Raw genomic sequence first — 20,688 nt, 5'->3', positions numbered from 1 at the left:
CAATAATATGGTTATAATTGAATAGCATTTTTGTATTGGTGGTTATCCGTTTAGTCCTTTGGAGGAGCATGTAGTAATGAATAAATGGCGGCATTTTACGATAGCTGTGGGTCTGGTTTTTGTTGCAGGGGCAGCACATGCGGATTCTTTGGACGCCCAACGTGAGCGATATCAAGCGGTAAAGCTGGCGTGGGAGACGAAAAATATGGCGGAAGTTGAACGATTAATGCCAACGCTGAAAGATTATCCCCTATATCCTTATCTCGAATATCGCCAGTTAACTCAAGATTTGGATATTGCCACGCCTCAGCAAATCCGCCACTTTATTGATACTTATCCGACTTTACCACCAGCGCGTTCTCTGACATCCAAATATATCGATTCTCTGGCAAGCAATGGAGACTGGTCTGGTATTTTGGCATTCACTCCAAATGCACCAAGGGCTGTTATGACGCGCTGCAATTATTACTTTGCTAAATGGGCCACCGGAAATCAGCAGGTAGCATGGAAAGGTGCCCAAGAACTGTGGTTGAGTGGCAACACATTGCCCGGCAGTTGCGATAAATTGTTTGATGTCTGGGAACAGGCTGGGTATTTATCTGCAAATTTAATTTTGCAGCGTGTGGAATTGGCGATTAAATCAAATAACACTCAGTTGGTTAATTATCTGATTAAACGCTTGCCTTTGAGCTATCGGAGCTTGGGTGAGAATCTACTGAAATTGCAAAGTGATCCTGCTTTCATTGAGCATTTTGCCCAAACATCCACATCAACGGATTTTACCCGTTCCGTTATCATGACCACGTTTTCTCGTTTTGCCCGTAAAGACGCAGAAGTTGCCAGACACAGTATTCCTGCTATTGTTCGGACGCAGAAAATGAATGACTCCGAGCATCAATTGTTAAAAGATGCAGTGGCGTGGAATTTAATGAGCAATGTCACACCAGAGCAGGCGAAGTGGCGGGATGAGGTCATACGAGATTCGCAATCTACCAATCTGCTTGAGCGACGCGTCCGTTTGACACTGCAAGATGGCGATGAAAAAGGGCTGGTACAGTGGTTGTCATTGCTTCCCAAAAGTACTCTGCAAAAAAAAGAGGAGTGGCAATACTGGAGTGCCATTGTCTTGCTTAATGAAGGTAAGCAAGCAGAGGGTGAAGCAATATTGCATAACCTTAGGGAAAAGCGAGGTTTTTATTCCATGGTGGCTGCGCAGAAATTAAATCTCACTTATCCATTGATGATTGATAAAGCAGAAAAACCAGATGATTCGATTGCAAAAATGCGGGAAATAAAGCGTATCCATGAGTTGATATACTGGAATATGGATAATCTGGCGAACTCAGAATGGAATAACTTTGTTTCTTCACAAAGCCCGTTTAAACAGCAACAGTTGGCCCGTTACGCTCTTGAGCAGCATTGGCCGGCACTCAGTGTACAGGCCACTATTACGGGTAAAATGTGGGATCATCTTGAGGAGCGTTTCCCTCTGGCATGGCAGAAGGAATTTGCGAATTTTACTGTTGATAAAAATATTTCACAAAGTTATGCGATGGCGATTGCCCGACGGGAAAGTGCATGGAATCCTCAGGCTCGTTCTGGGAAGGGAGCTAGCGGATTGATGCAAATCATGCCAAAAACCGCAGAGCATACCGTGAAGGAGCAGAAGATTCAGGGGTATTCCAGCAGTAGTCAATTAATGGATCCAGCGATGAACATCAAAGTGGGTACAGCTTATCTGGACTTGGTTTACCAGCGTTTTGGCAATAACCGTGTTCTTGCCAGTGCGGCCTATAATGCTGGCCCCAAAAATGTTGAACGCTGGCTGGCGAATAGTGCTGATCGTATTGACGCGATAGCTTTTATTGAGAGCATTCCTTTCGGGGAAACACGCGATTATGTCAAAAACGTACTGGCTTATGATATGTATTACCATAATTTTATGGGAATACATTCAAATGCGTTGACTAACGCAGAATGGCAAAGGCGTTATTAATTTTAGATATAACTATGGTATGCTGCTGTACTAGTTAAATAGTATGGCCGCTTATTATGATACCAAATCACTTGATTGATCCGGCACTCACCCCGGAAAATAGCGATGACTGGCTCACTTTTGTGGGATTGTTACAGTCAGCATTTGAACAAAATTTGCAACATCCGATTTTGCAGCTATTATTGACTCCCGATGAGCGCACGGCTCTGTCAACTCGGATTCGGATTGTTCAGGAATTAATGCGTGGGCAGATGAGCCAGCGTGAGTTGAAAAATGAACTTAGTGTAGGTATAGCGACAATTACGCGTGGCTCCAACAGCTTAAAAGCAGCACCAGCTCCTGTCAGGGCGTGGTTGGAAGCGCAATTATTAAAAAGCTAAAATAACCAAAGCGGGGTCATTTTGTTATGACCCCTGACGGCCACGCCGTTAAGGTTGGTTATTCAACTCTTTGTAAATTTCATGATGAATAGGAACAAGAGCCAATATCAGCGCCTGATGATAAACGCTGGTGCGGGTAAGAATACCGTTAGTAAAAAAGCCGATTGCGCCACCTTTCTGCTTGATATTATCGACGCCGGTCAAATAAGCCATTTCATGGCCAAGCTCGCGTCCTTCACGAATGCCTTCCAATACTTTTTCAGGCAGCATCAGACTGGCAGAGCGCGACTCACCCCGAATTTGCTTGTATTCGATAACCATCCAGGCGAACGTCATGTCATCTTCAATTCCAGCTTCAACTCCAACCCAAAAATCGGCTTCTGGCCGAACCTGACGGGCTGCCATCACGCGGTGACGGGCACCGGTACGGGTCTCAGTATTGCCAATGGGTTGTTGAGGGACGCTGCTGTCTACGTTGACATCTTCTATGCGGTAAGTGCCGGGGCCAAAAACATCATCGAATGCAAGGTTAATCGCTTTTATTTTTGCAGGGTTAGTTGTTGCAGCAATAACGTGGTACATAATAAATAAATTATCCTTTGAACTATTTCAGATGCAGTATAACGGAAAATGAATATGTTACAGGTCTATCTTGTTCGCCATGGCGAAACCGAATGGAACGTGGCTCGCCGTATTCAGGGGCAAACTGACAGTCCCTTGACTGAAATTGGCCTGCGTCAGGCACGCTTGGTAGCACAGAGAGTAAAATCACAAAACATCACACATGTTATCACCAGTGACCTTGGTCGAACACGTCAAACCGCAGAAATCATCGCGAAAGCCTGTGGGTGTAAAGTGCTGCTGGAACCCCGTTTGCGGGAGTTAAACATGGGTGTTCTGGAAAATCGTGAACTGAATTCCCTGACTCCTGAAGAAGAATCCTGGCGTAAAAGTCTTGTCGATGGTACACCAAATGGGAAGATCCCAGAAGGTGAATCAATGAATGAATTGTCAGCTCGTATGCGGGCAGCGCTGGAAAGTTGCCTTGGCCTGCCAGCAGGCAGCCGCCCGTTGTTAGTGAGTCATGGTATAGCATTAGTCTGTTTGGTCAGTTCTATCTTGGGGCTTCCTGCCAACTCGGAGCGCCGCCTGCGGCTAAGAAACTGCTCTATCTCAAGAGTGGATTATCAAGATAGCCCGTGGCTGGCTTCGGGCTGGATTGTTGAAACTGCGGGTGATATCACACATCTGGATATGCCCGCATTGGATGAATTACAGGGTTAACGCTCAATTGGGATGAGGTACTCAAATTCCACAACGTGGGTTTGAGACTCATCCTCAAAGTTTTTCCATTCAAGATTAGTAAGGTAGTATCGCTCAACATCGTATCCTTTCCTGCGAGTGATGTTTAATTTAGGCAAGCAGATACCATAAACTGTAAAGAGGAACTCTTTTAATTGTTCTTTGCCCCCAAAATAACTGAATGAAATATAGTCACCGCCAGGTAGAACAACAGGCCTATTGTCTTGCGTATTAAATGTGGCATATTCTGGTTCTATTGCTGTGGTATAGAAAACAGTCTGCTCATCTTCATGCTCTGCGCTGAGATCGGAATGGTGCAATCCGTACAGCCTGGGGGGAAGTGTTTCAGCATGTTGCAGATAGTTTACCCAAAAACCGTGACGCATCTCTGTGCAGGCACTTGACCACTGCTCTAGAGTATAAGAACAAGTATGCTCAGTACCGATAAGAAGCTGATCTTCCAACGTGACATACTTGTGTGCTGGCAACGGTTTGTTATCCAACATAATGGGTGGACAAATACCCGTAGCACACCACTCTTCATTTCGGCGGTAGGAAGCAGGCGTTCGGTTGAACTGTTTTTTGAAGGCCCGAGTAAACGTTTGTTGAGAATCAAAACGATATTGCAATGCAATGTCCAGAATAGGGCGACTGGTTAAACGCAATGCAACTGCGGCTTTGGATAACCGTCTTGCTCGGATATAAGAACCAATAGCCTGACCTGTGACGTCCTTGAACATGCGCTGTAAGTGCCACTTGGAGTAACCTGCTTTTGCTGCAACGTTATCGAGGGATAGTGGACGATCTAGGTTATTATCCATCCAATGCAGCAAATCTCGAATGATGTTGGTTTGATCCATACATCTCCCTAAGTCATTAAGACAAAAAGAAAATCATACAAATGTACAACAACTTACTATTTTGAAAAACCAAAACGTTTTTCTGAATGCAACTGTTATGCAGTTTGGTCGAGAATTAACACCTACCATTTCCAAAAGGTAAAAAACATAGCTTATGATGCCTCTTGATGGTCGGAGAGCAGAAATTATTCCTATTCTCACTGGTAAAAGTTGTTAATTCTAGATGCCATGAATGATTAATTTTGTTTTGTGTAAACCTGAGCATGTAATACCCACTTTTACGGAAAAACCTTCTCATTAAATTAAACAAGAATTTTCTTGGAATAAATTAATAGCTTAACCGATAATCTGTCAAGAGTTATATTGTTAAATTCATTAACAATAGGCATCATTATGTTCATTTTCACAACCATTTCCACCCGCCAACATACATAGGTTGGTGGATGTTGAACATAAAACAGGCTGATAAAAACTTTCTCAAAATAGGCGTATTTTTAAGTGTCATTCAAAAAGTGAGTTAACCAGTAGAAATGGACTTAAAGGCCATTTTTTACTCGTTTAGAATGGCTGTTCAGCTATAATGTCACGATTTTTCGTCATAAATACATTAGTGGTGAAAATGATTTAATGAAAGGTATTGATTAGCATTATATGTTAATAGTGAATATTTTCACTGCATTTATTTAATTTAAGTGGACTAAATATGGTAACAATCAAGAAAATAGTAATAGCGGCTGCCTTGATCTTTTCTCCTGTGATCCTGCATGCTGAGGAGATCGGTTCTGTCGATACCGTGTTCAAACTATTCGGTCCTGATAACAAAATAGTAATAGAAGCTTTTGATGATCCTGATGTCAAAAATGTCACCTGTTATCTGAGCAGGGCTAAGACAGGCGGGATCAAAGGCGGATTGGGGTTGGCAGAAGATACTTCTGATGCCGCTATATCCTGCCAGCAGGTCGGGCCGATTGAATTGAGCGACAAAATCAAGACATCTCCCAAAAAAGGGCAGGTTGTTTTCCAAAAACGTACATCTCTGGTGTTTAAAAAACTTCAGGTGGTTCGTTTCTACGATCCTAAACGTAGTTCTCTGATTTATTTAACTTATTCTGATAAAGTCATCGACGGGTCGCCTAAAAATGCGATCAGTGCGGTGCCGATGATGCCGTGGAAAGAGTGAGTTACCCATTAAACAAAAGCCCTGAATGTCGAAGGTCATTCAGGGCTTTTTTGCAAATGCGGTAGTTTAGCTGGTATCGATTAGTCTTCTAAATCTCCACAGAAACGATAGCCTTCACCATGAATGGTGGCGATGATTTCTGGAGTATCTGGTGTGGTTTCAAAGTGTTTACGAATCCGACGGATAGTGACATCAACGGTGCGATCATGAGCTTTAAGTTCGCGCCCTGTCATTTTTTTCAGCAGTTCTGCACGAGTCTGGATTTTCCCCGGATTCTCACAGAAGTGGAGCATCGCGCGGAATTCGCTGCGTGGCAGTTTATACTGATCTCCCATTGGGCTTACCAGAGAGCGGCTGTTGATATCTAATTCCCATTCATTGAATTTATAGCTTTCAACTTGACGGCGCTCTTCACCTGAATGACTCAGGTTCATAGTCCGGGAAAGCAAATTCCGTGCACGGATGGTTAATTCTCGTGGGTTAAATGGCTTGGTGATGTAATCATCAGCGCCAATTTCAAGCCCAAGGATTTTATCCACCTCATTGTCACGCCCTGTTAAAAACATCAGGGCGACATTTGCCTGCTCACGTAATTCACGGGCAAGAAGTAACCCATTTTTACCTGGCAGATTGATATCCATAATCACTAAGTTGATATCGTTATCTGACAGAATGTTGTGCATTTCTGAGCCATCAGTGGCTTCATAAACGACATACCCTTCAGCTTCAAAAATGCTTTTCAGGGTATTGCGTGTGACAATTTCGTCTTCAACAATCAAAATGTGCGGGGTTTGCATGGTTGCTACCTAAAATCGCTAAAAAAACAGAATCTGTATGACGCAAGCTGTTATTATTAAAAGAAAATATGCTGATATTGTTCTGAATCACAGAAAACGCAGCTCATGTCCAAAATAAACGTTGTTGATATATTTTACGCTAGAAGCCAGCATCGCTTTTTTGAGGGTACATACCCGAAAAAGCGGGTTTAAACAGGGGCATATATTAGTCTATTAACAGCAACATAACAGCTAGTAATGCATTCGCCCTCTAAAAAAGCTAACTTTTGTTGATACATATCAAAATCAATTGTAGCACGTTAACATTCGTTGTAATTGTTAATTTTAAACTCGGTCATATGTTATTAAATTGAAAGAATGTTGTTAACTCTGTGATGTTGCCAGAACGTGTAGAGAGGTTAACAGTAACACGCTCATGTCAAGATGAGCGTGTTTTTATCATAAAGACAAAATAATTACAAAATATGTTTTTTATGACATTAAATTCTATAAACCGACATTGTCGGCCAGATAATTGCGTAATCGTTTCGCTATATCCTGAATGATTACAACGCGAAAAATGGCATTTTTTTATGCTTTCATGACAAAAATATTTGACTTCGGCCACAGTTTGCTTTAACCAATAGGGGGTCAACCGAATTAAAAGACAGACAGGAAATCATGCGCCATATCAGCCCGAAAAATAAGGTTACTACAGAAACCATTACGACGATTACCACCGGAACCATGAGTTACGGGGCGGGCTGACGCGTAAACATAAAATAAAAAAAGCCCGTATCCTACAAGATACGGGCTTTTTTTTGGACAGAAATCAGGAGAAAAATACTAATGCGAGTACTGAAATTTGGGGGCACCTCAGTTGCAAATTACCAGCGTATACTGAGTGTTGCTGATATCGCCGAAAGTGAACTATCCCTTGGGCAAGTGGCCCTGGTTCTTTCTGCACCTGCAAAAATCACGAACCACTTGGTGGCGATGATAGACAAAACGGTTGCAGGGCAGGATATTGTTTCTAACATGAGCGATGTGTCCCAAATCTTTGCTGATTTGCTGTCGGGCTTAAAAGAACATCAGCCGAATTTCGGTTATGAATACCTGAAAGGCGTTGTGGAACGTGAATTTGCCTACCTGAAACAGACCTTGCATGGCATTTCGCTATTGAAGCAGTGTCCAGACAGCATTAATGCTGCTCTGATTTGTTGCGGTGAAAAACTGTCCATTGCCATTATGGGGGCGGTTTTACAGGCGCGGGGTCATAAAGTGACAGTTATTGATCCGGTCAAAAACCTGCTTGCCCACGGGCATTATCTTGAATCGACCGTTGATATTCACGAATCGTCCAAACGCATTGCTGCGTTGAACATCCCGGCTGGGCATATCATTCTGATGGCGGGTTTTACTGCGGGTAACGATAACGGTGAATTGGTGGTACTGGGGCGCAATGGTTCCGACTACTCAGCGGCAGTGCTGGCTGCGTGTTTACGCGCAGACTGCTGCGAAATCTGGACTGACGTAGATGGCGTTTATACTTGCGATCCAAGGGCTGTACCCGATGCACGTCTGCTAAAAAGCTTGTCATATCAGGAAGCGATGGAGCTTTCTTATTTCGGTGCCAAAGTCCTTCATCCGCGGACAATCGCGCCTATTGCCCAATTTCAGATCCCTTGCCTGATTAAAAACACGGCGAACCCCGATGTGCCGGGCACCTTTATCGGAGAAGGACAGAAAGACGAAAATCTGCCCGTCAAAGGCATCACCAACCTGAACAATATGGCGATGATCAACGTCTCAGGTCCTGGCATGAAAGGTATGGTCGGGATGGCGGCGCGGGTGTTTTCCGTCATGTCTCGCAAAGGTATTTCTGTCGTGTTGATCACACAGTCTTCATCGGAGTACAGCATTAGCTTCTGTGTGCCGCAAAAGGAGCTGACAAAAGCACAGAAAGCGCTGACCGAAGAATTTTATCTGGAGCTGAAAGATGGTGTACTCGATCCCATTGATGTGATCGATAACCTTGCCATCATCTCTGTTGTTGGGGACGGAATGCGCACTCAGCGAGGTATCTCTGCCCGGTTTTTCTCTGCGCTGACCCGCGCCAATATTAACATTATCGCCATTGCACAGGGATCATCTGAACGTTCCATTTCGGCAGTGATTGACAATGATACCGCTACCACAGCGGTTAGGTTCTGCCACCAAATGTTGTTCAACACCGCTCAAGTGGTTGAAGTCTTCGTGGTGGGTGTGGGAGGGGTGGGTAGTGCATTGATTGAACAGATCCGTCGCCAGCAGTCATGGCTCAAACAAAAACACATTGATCTGCGAGTGTGTGGCATTGCCAATTCACGGGCGATGTTGACGGATATGCAGGGCATCGGTCTGGATAATTGGCAACAGTCACTGTCGGAAGCGATCGAGCCTTTCAGCTTGAGCCGCCTTATCCGTCTTGAAAAAGAATATCATCTTCTGAATCCGGTCATTGTGGACTGCACTTCGAATCAGTCGATTGCGGAGCAGTATGCCAGCTTTTTAGGCGATGGTTTTAATATCGTGACACCGAATAAAAAGGCTAATACGTTGTCGATGGCCTACTATCGTCAAATTCGTCAGGCAGCCGAAAAATCGAAACGAAAATTCCTGTATGACACCAACGTAGGAGCAGGATTGCCGGTTATCGAAAACTTGCAGAATCTGCTCAATGCGGGGGATGAACTGGTGCAGTTCAACGGCATTCTGTCCGGCTCGTTGTCTTATATTTTCGGTATGTTGGATGAAGGCATGACGCTTTCACAAGCGACTCTGCTGGCAAAAGAAAAGGGCTTTACCGAACCGGATCCACGGGATGATCTCTCCGGTATGGATGTTGCCCGCAAGCTATTGATCCTTGCACGTGAATCTGGCTATGAACTGGAATTGGAAGATATTCACGTCGAGCCAGTCTTGCCGGCTGCGTTTGATGCCAGCGGTGATGTTGGTCGCTTCCTGCAACGTTTGCCACAGCTGGATCAAGAATTCACTCATCGTGTTGCGGATGCCGCAAAACAGGGGAAAGTTCTGCGTTACGTTGGCATCATTGAACAAGGCCGTTGTAGGGTGAAAATTGCCGCAGTTGATGGCAACGATCCGCTTTATAAGGTCAAAAATGGCGAAAACGCACTGGCTTTCTATACCCGTTATTATCAACCCATTCCGCTGGTGCTACGTGGCTACGGTGCTGGGAATGATGTCACAGCCGCCGGGGTTTTTGCCGATATATTACGAACTCTGTCATGGAAATTGGGGGTTTAATGGTGGTCAGAATTTATGCACCCGCCTCTATCGGGAACGTTGGCGTTGGGTTTGATGTGCTCGGCGCAGCGGTTTCTCCTGTTGATGGCTCGTTGCTTGGAGATTGCGTCTCTGTCTGTGAAGCTGAACATTTCAGTTTAAGTAATGAAGGGCGGTTTGCCGACAAATTGCCTGCTGATCCCAAACACAACATTGTTTATCAATGCTGGCAGCTTTTTTGCCAGCATCTGGGAAAAGAGCTGCCTGTTGCCATGACACTGGAAAAAAACATGCCGATTGGTTCAGGGCTGGGTTCCAGTGCCTGTTCGGTGGTTGCTGCTCTGGTGGCATTGAATAAGTATGCTGACTGTCCATTTGACAGCAACCAATTGTTGGACATGATGGGCGAGTTGGAGGGACGTATTTCCGGCGGTGTACACTATGATAATGTCGCTCCATGCTACTTAGGGGGGTTGCAACTGCTCCTTGCGCAGAAAAATGCCGTTTGTCAGTTTGTTCCTACTTTTGATGATTGGTTGTGGGTGATGGCTTACCCCGGCATCAAAGTTTCGACATCAGAAGCCCGTGGCATTCTGCCGGCAAATTACCCCCGTGAGGATATGATTGAGCACGGTCGTTATTTTGCGGGATTTATTCACGCCTGTCATACCCAGCAATCCGAACTGGCGGCTAAATTGATGAAAGATGTCGTTGCTGAACCTTATCGCACACAACTTTTACCCGGATTTGCCAATGCGCGTGATGGAGTAAAGAAACGAGGAGCTCTGGCGTGCAGTATTTCGGGTTCTGGGCCGACATTATTTGCGATCTGCAATGACATGGCTGTAGCGAAAGAAGTCGCACAGTGGCTGCAACAACATTACGTACAAAATGATGAAGGTTTTGTGCATATTTGCCGTCTGGATCTCGCAGGCGCACGACAGGTAGAGTAACGATGAAACTATATAATTTAAAAGACAGCAGCGAGCAGGTCAGCTTTTCACAGGCGGTTAAACAGGGATTGGGCAGACAGCAGGGGCTGTTTTTTCCGCAGGACTTACCTGAATTCAGTCGTGACGAAATCGACGAATTATTGAAACTGGATTTTGTCAGCCGTAGCCAGCGAATTCTCTCCGCTTTTATTGGTGATGAAATTCCCGCAGAACAATTGGCGGCTCGTGTCAAAAATGCTTTTGCCTTTCCTGCCCCGGTGACGGGCGTCGAAGACGATATCGTTTCGCTGGAGTTGTATCATGGACCGACACTGGCTTTCAAAGATTTTGGTGGTCGTTTTATGGCGCAAATTCTCACACAAATCGCGGGAGAACAGCCGGTTACTATTTTGACTGCAACTTCCGGTGATACCGGAGCGGCGGTTGCTCATGCCTTCTATGGCCTGGACAACGTACAGGTGGTGATCCTCTATCCAGAAGGGAAAATCAGCCCATTGCAGGAAAAATTGTTCTGCACACTGGGAGGGAATATCCACACCGTCGCTATCAAGGGCGATTTCGATGCTTGTCAGGCGTTGGTAAAGCAGGCTTTTGATGATGAAGAACTGAAACGTGCATTGTATCTCAATTCTGCCAACTCAATTAATATCAGCCGCTTATTGGCACAAATCTGCTACTACTTTGAAGCTGTTGCCCAGATCCCAGCAGAAAAACGTGAACAGTTGGTGATTTCCGTGCCAAGTGGCAACTTCGGTAACTTGACAGCGGGGTTGCTGGCGAAATCGTTGGGGCTGCCAGTAAAACGTTTTATTGCTGCGACGAATGTCAATGATACCGTTCCCCGTTATCTGTCTGAAGGAGCATGGCAGCCACATCAGACCGTTGCGACTCTTTCGAACGCGATGGATGTCAGCCAGCCAAATAACTGGCCGCGCATTGAAGAGTTGTTCCAGCGCAAAGGCTGGTCACTCAGTGAATTAGCCAATGGTGTGGTGGATGACAGCACCACTCAGGCCACAATGCAAGAACTGGCCGCCAAAGGCTATATTTCCGAACCCCATGCCGCTGTTGCCTATCGTGTACTGCGTGATCAATTACAGGCAGGAGAGTATGGTCTGTTCTTGGGAACGGCTCACCCGGCCAAGTTCAAAGAAAGCGTTGAAGCGATCCTCAGCCAGCCGCTGCCATTGCCACAGGAATTGGCAGAGCGTGCGGATTTAGCTCTGTTATCTCACTTTCTGCCTGCTGACTTTGCGAGTTTGCGCGAATTCTTAATGGAAAGAGCGCCGACATAACGTCGTATCTGTCACTCCACCTGAATAGCGGGTGGAGTGACATCAATCAATGCTGTTCAGGGCGTTTAAATACCCGCTCACTGCCTTTGGAGAGCGATTCATCGAAGGCGTATCCTTCCAGATTGAATTCCACCAGCCGGGCAGGATCAGTCAGTTGATTCTGAATGATAAAGCGGCTCATCAGCCCACGCGCTTTCTTGGCATAGAAGCTGATCACTTTATACTTGCCATTCTTTTCATCCAGAAAAATTGGTTTGATAATTTGAGCCGCTAGCTTTTTAGTATTCACTGACTTGAAATACTCATCTGATGCCAGATTGACCAACACATCATCACCTTGCTGTTCCAGTGCAGCATTCAGATTTTCAGTGATGAGATCCCCCCAGAACTTATACAAATCCTTGCCACGCGGGTTGTCCAGCCTGATCCCCATTTCCAGCCGATACGGCTGCATGAGATCAAGAGGGCGTAAGACGCCATACAGGCCGGATAACATCCGCAAGTGCGTTTGGGCAAAGTCAAAATCGGCGTCTGAGAAAGTTTCTGCCTGCATACCGGTATAGACGTCACCTTTAAAGGCGAGGATCGCCTGACGGGCATTTTCCGGGGTGAAATTCGGCTGCCATTCACCAAAACGAGCCGCATTCAGGCCGGCCAGTTTATCACTGATGCCCATCAGACTACCGATTTGCGCTGGCGTTAAGGTTCGGCAGACATCGATCAATTGCTTGGATTCCCCCAGCAATGCAGGCTGGCTATATTTCTTTGTTGCGGGTGGACTTTCATAATCGAGTGTTTTTGCAGGTGAAATAGTAATAAGCATGATTTTGTTCCGATATGATTTTGTTTCGAATCGTTTTCCCCATAATGCAGGCTTTCTCAACTTTAGCAAAAACAAACTGAAAAGGGCGAATAACAGCGATAAGATTTTCCTACCTTACAGCAGCGCTTGACCATGTTATTATCACCGGATGGCGAGGCAACAGTGCCAATATTTTACGTATAACGATGAGATATTAAACATGACCGATAAACTGACTTCCCTGCGTAAACTGACAACAGTCGTAGCAGATACTGGGGATATCGCGGCAATGAAGCTGTATCAGCCGCAAGATGCAACCACCAACCCTTCCTTGATTTTGAACGCAGCTCAAATCCCTGAATACCGCCAACTGATTAATGAAGCCATTGAATGGGCGCGTGGTCAGAGCGATTCTCGTGAGCAGCAGATTATTGATGCCGGCGACAAATTGGCAGTCAATATTGGTCTGGAAATTCTGAAACTGATCCCTGGCCGCATTTCCACCGAAGTTGATGCGCGCCTTTCTTATGACACTGAAGCCAGCGTAGCGAAAGCAAAACGTTTGATCAAACTGTACAACGAAGCGGGTATTAGCAATGACCGCATTCTGATCAAACTGGCTTCTACATGGCAGGGTATCCGTGCGGCGGAGCAACTGGAAAAAGAAGGCATCAATTGTAACCTGACCCTGCTGTTCTCTTTTGCTCAGGCGCGCGCTTGTGCGGAAGCGGGTGTTTATCTGATTTCTCCGTTTGTTGGCCGGATCCTTGACTGGTACAAAGCGAATGGCGATAAGAAAGAATTCGCACCACATGAAGATCCGGGCGTGATCTCTGTTGCTGAAATTTACCAGTACTACAAAGAACATGGTTATAACACGGTGGTTATGGGCGCAAGTTTCCGTAATTCCGGTGAAATTCTGGAACTGGCTGGCTGTGACCGTCTGACTATCTCTCCTGCGCTGCTGAAAGAATTATCTGAAACAGCAGGTGAAGTTGAGTGCAAACTGGGTTATGAAGGCGAGATCAAAGCGCGTCCAGCTCGATTGACAGAAGCTGAGTTCTACTGGGAACACCATCAGGATGCGATGGCGACCGAAAAACTGGCGGAAGGTATTCGTAAATTTGCCGTAGATCAGGGCAAGCTTGAGAGCATGATCGCTGATCTGCTGTAATCTTAAGCGACACGCTATTTTTTCTTCCACAAAGGCGACATAATGAGGTCGCCTTTTATTTTTTCGCTTCACCATAAGCGATATTTTCTCTCTATTTTTTCTGTTAATTGAGGTTCGTATGAATCTACTGCGCATTGGCCTCGTGTCTGTTTCTGATCGTGCTTCAAACGGTGTCTATCAGGACAAGGGCCTCCCTGCATTGGAAACATGGTTGGAAAAAGCGATTACCACGCCTTTTAGCGTCGAAACTCGGCTGATCCCTGATGAGCAAATCCTGATTGAACAAACCCTGTGTGAATTAGTCGATGAACGGGGCTGCCATTTGGTACTGACAACGGGAGGAACCGGGCCAGCTAGCCGTGATGTGACGCCAGATGCAACACTGGCGATTGCTGATCGTGAAATGCCCGGATTTGGTGAACAAATGCGCCAGATCAGCCTTCAATTTGTGCCAACAGCGATTTTATCCCGTCAAGTGGGCGTTATTCGTCATCAAGCGTTGATCCTCAACCTGCCTGGTCAACCGAAAGCCATTGCGGAAACGTTGGGAGGTCTGAAAGATGGCAGTGGCAAGGTGTTGGTGTCAGGGATTTTTGCTAGTGTCCCTTATTGCATCCAACTGCTGGATGGCCCTTATGTGGAAACTGATGAAACGGTAGTCGCCGCTTTTCGGCCGCCGCTAAAAAATGGATAATGTTAATCTAAAATTAGCGTCTTGCGCTTGAGTCGTTTTAGCCTGTTACGCAGGTTCTTCACGTTTCAAGCGAGGCTCCCACGCGTACCACAGCCAGCATTGCCGTTTTCTGTTGCCGCTGAATACACATCATGGCACGAGTTTTTTAGAGTGCGTACAACAGCGTTAATACTGACATGAAGTGCCCGTGCCGTATCACGAATACCGGCGTTATTCATGGCAAGCCCGGTAAGTGTATTCGAGCTGGAAGGTTCTACGACAGGACTGGCAATAATATCGTTGATGCCCAGCTTTTCCTTTGTCGTGCTTTGGTCATAAAATCGACACTTCACTTCAACTAATGCCATAACGATCCCTCGCTCCCTCATGTATTTACTTTCATTATACGTGAGGGAGGGACAACGAGATGAATACGTGATCCACTAACACTTAACCAATCAAATACGTCAGCACCTGTTGTTGCGGCATCAGGACAAAACTCCCATGAAATTGCGAGCCAGCCTGATATTCATCAGATAATGTTTTCAGCAATTTGATGCTCACGGTGTGATTACGGCAATCAATGGCTGTAATTTCAGCAGCATGAAAATCAAAAAAGCGTTTTACATGGGGGTGAAGTGCCTTGAAAAGGCTCTCTTTGATGGAAAAGGTAAGAGTAAATGCTTGAGCGAAAGAGAGTGTACATTCTTTCAGCAATTCTGCTTCGGTTTCATTAATGACAGTGCGTGAAACACTATCGATAGTATCCTGCTTAATTTCTTGTTCGATATCCACCCCAATTATCTGATATTTCTCGCGGGAAGCGGCAAAAACAATGGCGCAGTTGGCGGAGTGGGACAGGGAGCCGCAAATCTTATCAGGCCAGACAGGAGAGCGGTCTGGCGCATTTATGACCTGAAATTCAGGATAGTCCATGCTATTTAAGATCTGTTGAGTGCAGTAGCGAGCCGCCAGATATTCAGCTTTCCGTTTGTTTACCGCGTTCTGTAGCCTTGCCGGATAGGTAATACCGTACTTATCAAATAAAATATCCTGATAGCAAGCCTGATTATAATAAGTCTGCATTACCTGAATATCAGGGTATTTGGGTAAGTTGCCTCTTTGGATGACGGTGAAGAAGGGATCATCGATGGCAGTGGTTTTAACTGGGGTAAAAGTAATTTCTTTCATGATCAATAGAATATTATGGGTGAGTTATTATCTATTAATTTTGCCACACTTTAGCGCTTGTTCACTAACTTACTGACTCTTTTTATACTCTTTCTTGTTATCATTTTTATTGTGTGAAACAGTGACACTAACAAAAACTGGCACGCGGAAGAATGTGATATCGTGTTTATCGAATCTTTGCATGAGTCAATCAAATTGAGAAAGAGGTTAATGTGGAAATATTAGTGACAGGTGGAATGGGATATATCGGCAGTCATACTTGTGTTCAGATGATGGAAGCGGGAATGACGCCGATCATTATCGATAACCTGTGCAATGCCAATCGCGAAGTATTGGCGCGCATTGCGGCATTGACGGGTGTGATGCCCCTGTTTTATGAAGGGGATATTCGTGATGAATCATTCCTCGATACTATTTTTTCCCGCCATCAAATTCAGTCGGTGATTCATTTTGCAGGTTTGAAGGCGGTTGGGGAATCTGTCGCTAAACCTATTGAATACTATGATAACAATGTCAATGGTACGCTGGTGCTGATGCGCAGCATGCATAAAGCGGGCGTAAAAAGCATTATTTTCAGTTCATCTGCAACGGTGTATGGCGATCCGGAGATCGTTCCAATTACAGAGCAATCCGCCGTGGGCAATACCACTAATCCTTATGGCACCAGCAAGTATATGGTTGAGCGCTGTCTGTCTGATCTTCATCACGCCGAAAGTGATTGGTCGGTAGTGTTATTACGTTACTTTAATCCGGTTGGTGCACATCCTTCTGGTACTATGGGCGAAGATCCGCAGGGCATTCCCAATAATTTGCTGCCATACATCGCTCAAGTGGCCGTAGGCCGCAGAGAAAAGCTGTCCGTTTATGGCAGTGATTACTCAACGCATGACGGTACAGGCGTTCGCGATTATATCCATGTTATGGATTTGGCTGATGGACATATTGCGGCACTGAATGCCGTTGGCAAGAAATCAGGTCTGCACATCTACAATCTAGGAACCGGAAAAGGGACTAGCGTATTGGAAATGGTTACGGCATTTAGCCACGCTTGTGGCAAACCCGTTCCTTATGAAATCTGTCCGCGTCGTCCGGGTGATATCGCCGAATGTTGGTCAAGTCCAGAAAAAGCAGAACGTGAGCTGGGCTGGAAAGCCAGCCGCACTCTGGTTGAAATGACGGCTGATGCATGGCGCTGGCAATCTCAAAACCCTAATGGTTATACCCAATAGGGTTAAAAAGGGAATCCCTCCCCTGAGTCACGTCAGCGTGAAGGTAGGGGAGGGGGTTAAACAGATACTGTGAATTTATGCATTATTACCCATTTCTTTACCAACTATTGTCATTCATCACAATAAGTATGCTTAACTGTCTTGAAATCACAGTAACGGCTTTACAGACAGTCGGTGAAAAAGGTTGGGATGGTTTTGCGTTATTACGGATAAACACGGAAAATCATTAAGCTATTATATCCTCGTTTTTTTGGATATTTATTTGTGTATAAATATTGAAGATGAGTATTAAGGTTTACAAAAAGGATGGCTTATTTAAATCATAAACCATCCTTTAAAATAATAACTGAGCATGGAGTCTTTAATAAGACTGATAATTAATCGATAGTTTCTAAAGAGCAACTCATTAAATAAAACGTAATATTATTGTTTTTTGACCGCAGTTTTTTCAGATTTACGGGCTAACTGACAGGCTTTACGTTCATTGGACTCTCGGTCTTTAATCACTTTTGCTGTTTCATCCACAGTAGGGAGGGTAAAACCCATATCATCATAAGCACCAAAACCAATCAGGCGATAGCCACTTAGTTGGGTATTTACGGGGATACGGAATTCTTTTTTCTCTCCCGGCGCCAGTGATTCAAATGATTGTACTGCCGGAGCCTGAGGTTCACATTTGGTATTCAGAGGTAAAACCGCCAGATAGCCGCCTGCTACAGGTTTATTGCCTTTATTTTCTAGCGTGCCCCCTACAAAGAATTTGCCATTGGCTCCCAACCCCATGTGGAATAACAGGTGCGCTTCGCCTTTCGCCCATAAGGCAGAGCTAAACAGGCTACCCGCCAGTAACATCGCTCCGTATGTGTAACTACGCCATTTCATTTTTATTCTCCTATTGAGTGAATTCCTAACATGAAATAGGTATTGCAGTGGTTAGAGAAAAAATCAAGTTAACCTCAATGATATCAATTTGTTTATCTGGTTATTTATTCGTATGTACGCAATGACTATTGACTTCTCCCTGTACTGCATCATTATCTGTTGTAACTCTGGTGAATTCATCCGGATCCAATATAGCAATATAGCTGGTTAAATAGTGGTTGCAACCTATGCTGTCGGCTATGTTCAGCGCTTCCGGAGGGTTAAGGAGGGTGATATTAGGTAGTGATTTGTATTCGTAGTCCCATTGCTGAGAAATATTAAGTACCGGCAAATCAGGCGGTAAATTGGGAACGATATCTTTTGCATAGTTGAATACTTCATAGTGGCTAAAATTATTATCAACATATTCAACAAATTCATTATTTCCGGGTCTCGGACAAGCAAACAAACAGGCAGAATGATTGGGGGCTAAAAAAGCGATATCACACATCAAATAAGAAGCGATGGCGGCTCCAAGACTATGAGCAAGTATTGTGAATTGGCCGTTTATACCTATGATTTGAGTAATCGCATTGGCCAGTTTGAGTTGGCTATAATCACATTCAGAATTAAACGCAATGAGTTTCAGTGAGTCGTAAACGCTATAAAAACCGCGGCTTACTTTCCGTTCTGGAGCACTAGACCAAGGCGATGTAAAAATGGCAATGATATTATGGAGATCCTCCAGAAGGTTTGTGTCATCCGTTCCTCGGAATATAATGACGTACTCTCCCGGGGCATTCTTCTTCTCTGCAATATATCCGTAACAGATACTCTGCGGCAATGTGAACAACATTTTTTTTTCTACTGAGAAAGAAGTGTCATCTCCAGAAATATAAGCGATAAGATTCCATCCATCCTCTTTGATACGTGGATCAGCAGGGGGAGTGGGATTATTGTAATATTTTTCATTCATATCATATGCATACATGATTAATGATGCCAGTTTTGCTGCTTCAGTATGCGTATACATAACATATCTCCTCTATATTATAGAAAAAGTAGAAATATGATATTTCATCTTGAAGAAATTGTGGAGAATTTGGGCGTGTAGTGTGGAGTTTCAGAGCGCTATTGATGATCTATTGATGTTAAAGAGATACCCTTTTTATCGGGTTGGCCGAGTATTTAGTAAAAATAACGATCTATCTATTAATATAGAATTAATCACATTTTGTTATATATAGTTTTTATTTGTTCTTTTAAATCCATTGTCATGCGGCGTTATTCTTTACCAATCTGAAAGTTTTAATTTGCAAATATCAATGATTATCAAGAGGCTAATATGGCTGTACCACGTTCGGTTCTTGAACTGATTGGCAATACTCCGCTACTGGAGCTGACCCATCTGGATACTGGCCCATGCCAGTTGTTTATCAAGTTGGAGAACCAAAATCCGGGGGGCTCTATTAAAGACCGAGTGGCTCTTTCAATGATTGAAAAGGCTGAAAAACAGGGATTGTTGCAGCCAGGTGGAACCATCATTGAAGCGACGGCCGGTAATACCGGTATCGGGCTGGCGCTGGTCGCTGCCATGAAAGGCTATAAACTGATTCTGGTTGTGCCTGATAAGATGAGCCGGGAAAAAATTTATCACTTGCGGGCATTGGGAACGGATGTACGTCTGACCCGTTCTGATGTTGGCAAAGGGCATCCTGAGTATTATCAGGACTACGCGCTGCGTTTGTCGAAGGAAATCAGTGGTGCCTATTATATCGATCAGTTCAACAATTCCTCTAATTCACTGGCTCATGCCACGACGACAGGCCCCGAAATCTGGCAACAGATGGAGCATAACGTGGATGCTGTGGTGGTTGGTGTAGGTTCTGGCGGTACGCTTGGCGGTTTGAGTCAATACTTCAGAGAAGTCTCTCCCGATACAGAATTTGTTCTCGCTGATCCGAAAGGGTCAATTCTGGCAGATTATGTTGAGTACGGCCGTTACGATGAAGCCGGAAGTTGGTTTGTGGAAGGTATTGGTGAAGACTTTATCCCGCCGCTCGGGGATTTTTCTCAAGTTCAGAATGCCTATCGGATTACTGATGCAGAAGCCTTTTCCAGCGCCAGAGATTTGCTCCTGCAAGAGGGCATTCTGGCGGGTTCATCTTCGGGAACTTTACTGGCCGCCGCTCTACGTTATTGCCGCGCCCAGAAGACGCCAAAACGGGTGGTGACGTTAGCCTGTGACAGTGGTAACAAATATCTGTCTAAGATGTTTAATGATTACTGGTTATTGGAGCAAGGGTTACGTTCACAGCCACAAGAGAATGATTTGAGTGATTACATTACCTATCGTTATCGGGAGGGTGCAACAGTTTCAGTTTCGCCGCAGGATACTTTGCAAATCGCTCATGGCCGAATGCGCCTGTATGACATTTCACAGTTGCCTGTGCTCGAAAATGAACAGGTTGTGGGCATCATTGATGAATGGGATTTAATGCATGCCATTCACTCAGATTCTAATAATTTTTCTTTGCCAGTCAGCAAGGCAATGACGGGTCAAGTTAATACCCTCAATAAAAAGGCTCCACTGGAGCAGTTGACTGCAACTTTTGATGCGGGTCATGTGGCTTTGATTGTGGATGATAACAATCGTTTTCTGGGTCTCGTTACCCGTACTGACGTGCTGAATGCATGGCGCCAACAACTCAATTGATTTCTCAGGAAT

General features: G+C 44.9%; 18 protein-coding genes, 1 pseudogene and 1 other annotated feature. Of the genes and pseudogenes, 11 read left to right on the top strand and 8 right to left on the bottom strand.

Annotated elements, in window-relative coordinates; all coding sequences use genetic code 11:
- Positions 1 to 76: 76 nt before the first annotated feature.
- Both sltY and trpR read left to right on the top strand, forming a co-directional pair.
- Positions 77 to 1,996 carry a murein transglycosylase gene (sltY, locus tag XBJ1_RS15070; protein ID WP_012989863.1) on the top strand — a complete coding sequence of 640 codons (1,920 nt, stop codon included), beginning with the start codon at positions 77 to 79 and terminating at the stop codon, positions 1,994 to 1,996.
- A gap of 56 nt (positions 1,997 to 2,052) precedes the next feature.
- Complete coding sequence (trpR, locus tag XBJ1_RS15065; RefSeq protein ID WP_012989862.1) at positions 2,053 to 2,376, top strand: trp operon repressor; 324 nt, start codon at positions 2,053 to 2,055, stop codon at positions 2,374 to 2,376.
- 48 nt (positions 2,377 to 2,424) lie between these two features.
- On the opposite strand, the gene yjjX is transcribed toward trpR, so the two are convergent.
- Positions 2,425 to 2,958 (bottom strand): inosine/xanthosine triphosphatase, encoded by a 534-nt coding sequence (gene yjjX, locus XBJ1_RS15060; RefSeq protein ID WP_012989861.1) that lies wholly within the window; start codon positions 2,956 to 2,958, stop codon positions 2,425 to 2,427.
- Between the two features lie 54 nt (positions 2,959 to 3,012).
- On the opposite strand from yjjX, the gene gpmB reads away from it, so the two are divergent.
- Positions 3,013 to 3,660, top strand: a complete 648-nt coding sequence (gene gpmB / locus XBJ1_RS15055; RefSeq protein WP_012989860.1) for a 2,3-diphosphoglycerate-dependent phosphoglycerate mutase GpmB — start codon at positions 3,013 to 3,015, stop codon at positions 3,658 to 3,660.
- Here the strand turns inward: gpmB and robA are convergent.
- Positions 3,657 to 4,538, bottom strand: a complete 882-nt coding sequence (robA, locus tag XBJ1_RS15050; RefSeq protein ID WP_012989859.1) for an MDR efflux pump AcrAB transcriptional activator RobA — start codon at positions 4,536 to 4,538, stop codon at positions 3,657 to 3,659. The two genes, gpmB and robA, sit on opposite strands and share 4 nt — an antisense overlap.
- A 703-nt stretch (positions 4,539 to 5,241) precedes the next feature.
- Between robA and creA the strand changes: the two genes are divergently transcribed.
- Positions 5,242 to 5,718 (top strand): protein CreA, encoded by a 477-nt coding sequence (creA, locus tag XBJ1_RS15045; RefSeq protein WP_012989857.1) that lies wholly within the window; start codon positions 5,242 to 5,244, stop codon positions 5,716 to 5,718.
- 80 nt (positions 5,719 to 5,798) lie between these two features.
- On the opposite strand, the gene arcA is transcribed toward creA, so the two are convergent.
- Positions 5,799 to 6,515, bottom strand: coding sequence for a two-component system response regulator ArcA (arcA, locus tag XBJ1_RS15040; protein ID WP_012989856.1), 717 nt, complete (start codon positions 6,513 to 6,515; stop codon positions 5,799 to 5,801).
- A gap of 684 nt (positions 6,516 to 7,199) precedes the next feature.
- Positions 7,200 to 7,318 (top strand) — a sequence feature (Thr leader region).
- A 25-nt stretch (positions 7,319 to 7,343) separates the two neighbouring features.
- On the opposite strand from arcA, the gene thrA reads away from it, so the two are divergent.
- From thrA to thrC, 3 genes are read left to right on the top strand one after another with little or no spacing between them, the layout of a single operon-like run.
- On the top strand, positions 7,344 to 9,803 hold the full coding sequence (thrA, locus tag XBJ1_RS15035) for a bifunctional aspartate kinase/homoserine dehydrogenase I (RefSeq protein ID WP_012989854.1): 2,460 nt from the start codon (positions 7,344 to 7,346) through the stop codon (positions 9,801 to 9,803).
- On the top strand, positions 9,785 to 10,735 hold the full coding sequence (gene thrB / locus XBJ1_RS15030; RefSeq protein WP_012989853.1) for a homoserine kinase: 951 nt from the start codon (positions 9,785 to 9,787) through the stop codon (positions 10,733 to 10,735). Before thrA ends, thrB begins: the two co-directional genes overlap by 19 nt.
- A gap of 2 nt (positions 10,736 to 10,737) precedes the next feature.
- Positions 10,738 to 12,030, top strand: coding sequence for a threonine synthase (thrC, locus tag XBJ1_RS15025; protein WP_012989852.1), 1,293 nt, complete (start codon positions 10,738 to 10,740; stop codon positions 12,028 to 12,030).
- Between the two features lie 46 nt (positions 12,031 to 12,076).
- Here the strand turns inward: thrC and yaaA are convergent, their stop codons facing one another.
- The gene (yaaA, locus tag XBJ1_RS15020; RefSeq protein ID WP_012989851.1) at positions 12,077 to 12,853 is read right to left on the bottom strand and encodes a peroxide stress protein YaaA; all 777 of its coding nucleotides are present in this window, start codon (positions 12,851 to 12,853) and stop codon (positions 12,077 to 12,079) included.
- A gap of 199 nt (positions 12,854 to 13,052) precedes the next feature.
- Between yaaA and tal the strand changes: the two genes are divergently transcribed.
- Positions 13,053 to 14,006: a transaldolase gene (tal, locus tag XBJ1_RS15015; RefSeq protein WP_012989850.1), complete on the top strand. Its 954-nt coding sequence runs from the start codon at positions 13,053 to 13,055 to the stop codon at positions 14,004 to 14,006.
- 118 nt (positions 14,007 to 14,124) lie between these two features.
- Complete coding sequence (gene mog / locus XBJ1_RS15010) at positions 14,125 to 14,700, top strand: molybdopterin adenylyltransferase (protein WP_012989849.1); 576 nt, start codon at positions 14,125 to 14,127, stop codon at positions 14,698 to 14,700.
- A 60-nt stretch (positions 14,701 to 14,760) separates the two neighbouring features.
- Here mog and XBJ1_RS15005 read toward each other — a convergent pair.
- Together XBJ1_RS15005 and XBJ1_RS15000 are read right to left on the bottom strand one after the other, a co-directional pair.
- Positions 14,761 to 15,047, bottom strand: a pseudogene (locus XBJ1_RS15005) (IS1-like element transposase); the annotation flags it as partial.
- 82 nt (positions 15,048 to 15,129) lie between these two features.
- A complete protein-coding gene (locus XBJ1_RS15000; RefSeq protein ID WP_012989847.1) occupies positions 15,130 to 15,870 on the bottom strand; it encodes a 4'-phosphopantetheinyl transferase family protein in 741 nt (246 codons plus the stop codon).
- Between the two features lie 212 nt (positions 15,871 to 16,082).
- Here XBJ1_RS15000 and galE point away from each other — a divergent pair, with 212 nt between their 5' ends.
- Positions 16,083 to 17,099: a UDP-glucose 4-epimerase GalE gene (gene galE, locus XBJ1_RS14995; protein ID WP_012989845.1), complete on the top strand. Its 1,017-nt coding sequence runs from the start codon at positions 16,083 to 16,085 to the stop codon at positions 17,097 to 17,099.
- A gap of 423 nt (positions 17,100 to 17,522) precedes the next feature.
- Here galE and XBJ1_RS14990 read toward each other — a convergent pair whose 3' ends face one another.
- Entirely contained in the window at positions 17,523 to 17,981 is a 459-nt protein-coding gene (locus XBJ1_RS14990; protein WP_012989843.1) for a hypothetical protein, read from the bottom strand.
- A 100-nt stretch (positions 17,982 to 18,081) separates the two neighbouring features.
- Positions 18,082 to 18,993: a lipase family protein gene (locus tag XBJ1_RS14985; protein ID WP_012989842.1), complete on the bottom strand. Its 912-nt coding sequence runs from the start codon at positions 18,991 to 18,993 to the stop codon at positions 18,082 to 18,084.
- A 312-nt stretch (positions 18,994 to 19,305) separates the two neighbouring features.
- On the opposite strand from XBJ1_RS14985, the gene XBJ1_RS14980 reads away from it, so the two are divergent.
- Positions 19,306 to 20,676: a pyridoxal-phosphate dependent enzyme gene (locus tag XBJ1_RS14980; protein ID WP_012989840.1), complete on the top strand. Its 1,371-nt coding sequence runs from the start codon at positions 19,306 to 19,308 to the stop codon at positions 20,674 to 20,676.
- Positions 20,677 to 20,688: the final 12 nt, after the last annotated feature.

This window comes from Xenorhabdus bovienii SS-2004, assembly GCF_000027225.1.
GTDB lineage: Bacteria > Pseudomonadota > Gammaproteobacteria > Enterobacterales > Enterobacteriaceae > Xenorhabdus > Xenorhabdus bovienii_C.
The sequence above is the reverse complement of the archived record's forward strand: the minus strand, read 5'-3'. Positions and strand labels throughout refer to the sequence as shown.